Origin of the sequence: Paraburkholderia fungorum, from assembly GCF_046027605.1 — a bacterium.
Taxonomy (GTDB): Bacteria; Pseudomonadota; Gammaproteobacteria; order Burkholderiales; family Burkholderiaceae; genus Paraburkholderia; species Paraburkholderia fungorum_F.
This window is the reverse complement of the sequence record NZ_JAQQEF010000078.1, coordinates 1-1386: the sequence shown is the minus strand read 5'-3', so window position 1 is coordinate 1386 and position 1386 is coordinate 1. Positions and strand designations below refer to the sequence as shown.

1 protein-coding gene is annotated in these 1386 nt (G+C 56.2%); it reads right to left on the bottom strand.

Annotation, left to right across the window (positions count from 1 at the left end; genetic code table 11):
• Positions 1–235: 235 nt before the first annotated feature.
• Positions 236–1258, bottom strand: a complete 1023-nt coding sequence (locus tag PQR53_RS38800; RefSeq protein WP_408465874.1) for an IS110 family RNA-guided transposase — start codon at positions 1256–1258, stop codon at positions 236–238.
• Positions 1259–1386 lie beyond the last annotated feature (128 nt).

The window sequence follows — 1386 nt, the reverse complement described above, 5'->3', positions numbered from 1 at the left end:
GATCTTCATGTGATGCCGTAACGAGGTATCGGCTGCGGTCTTATATCCGGCTTTACGCAGGCCGAAGCCGCGAGCCCTGATGGAATGCGCCAGGAATGTCCTCATCTCGGCCGCGTGCTTCAGGCACAAGGCTGTGTTCAGGTTTGCACTCCTGCGGTCCGACCTGTTTTGCCATCACATTGAAATCAACCCTAGCAACCTACCAGTTCCATGACGCTTCAACGTGCACATTCCTCTATGCGGGTCTGTGGCTTACATGATTCGCTTCGTACGAAGTCTCGTGAGCAAGGATCGCCCAGGCGGTTCTGGCCATTTTGTTTGCCAAGGCTACCGCTGCCACATTTGCTGGCCGTCTCGCCTGAATCGCCTTTTGCCACGCCGTTGGTACTTTGGTGTGACACAGAACAGAACGTGCCCCATGTATTAATAAGGTACGCAGGTATGGGTCACCGCGCCTTGAGATCGAGCCGAGCCGTATCTTTCCGCCCGTACCGCTCTGACGGGGAATGAGCCCCAGAAACGCTGCGAACTCGCGGCCTGACTTGAATGTCTTCGCGTCTCCAATTGTTGCCACCAAAGCCGTTGCAGTTAGCCGGCCAATTCCCGGTACTTCGGAAATCGCACGGCATGCCGCTTCCTGCTTCTGCCATGCACCAATCCTCTTCTCGAGTTGATTGATGTCTTCCTCAAACAGGTTGATGCGACGCAACTGTTCGAGGAGGTTCAGAACCATTGATCGTGGCAGTGTGTCTTCGAGTTCTGCCAGGCGCTCCCTGATCTCATCGAGCCCTGCAACGCGTCCTGCGCGAAACGTAACGCCGAACTCATACAGCAACCCGCGCAGCTGATTTATTTGCATTGTTCGAAACTTGACGAGCAACGAGCGCATACGATGAAGGCTTAGCATCACCTGCTGATCCTCTGTCTTGGGGGCAACCGTGCGCATGCCGGGTTGCTGCACTGCGGTCCAGATTGCCCGGGCGTCCGCCGCGTCAGTCTTGTTCGTTTGCACAAAAGGTCGAATGAATTGGGCGTGTAGTAGCACCACCTCGTGTCCGAGCGCGCGAATCTTGCGCGCCCACCAGTGAGCACTTCCGCAAGCTTCAAGAACGACGCGACCAGCGGGACGTTGCGCCAGAAATGTAATCAGATCGTCACGTCCAAACTTCCGATTCGCGATCTCGCCAGTTTGGGCGTCGACCCAGTACATCTGGAACACCCGTTTTGCAATGTCGAGTCCGTATGTCGTAGCATTCATCTGGGGCCTCCGTTCCATAAGTGGTTGTGTCGCAACTCCACTTTGGCACATTGATGCCGTTCGGTCCTGGGGGCCCTCAATCCTGCCCAATTCCCCGAAGGGAGGGCGGTGTCCATTCCATCTCGGCC

What these genes read in the sequence shown, in the direction of transcription:
- PQR53_RS38800 (WP_408465874.1), bottom strand. Translation starts at nt 1,258, where the DNA reads ATGAATGCTACGACATACGGACTCGACATTGCAAAACGGGTGTTCCAG.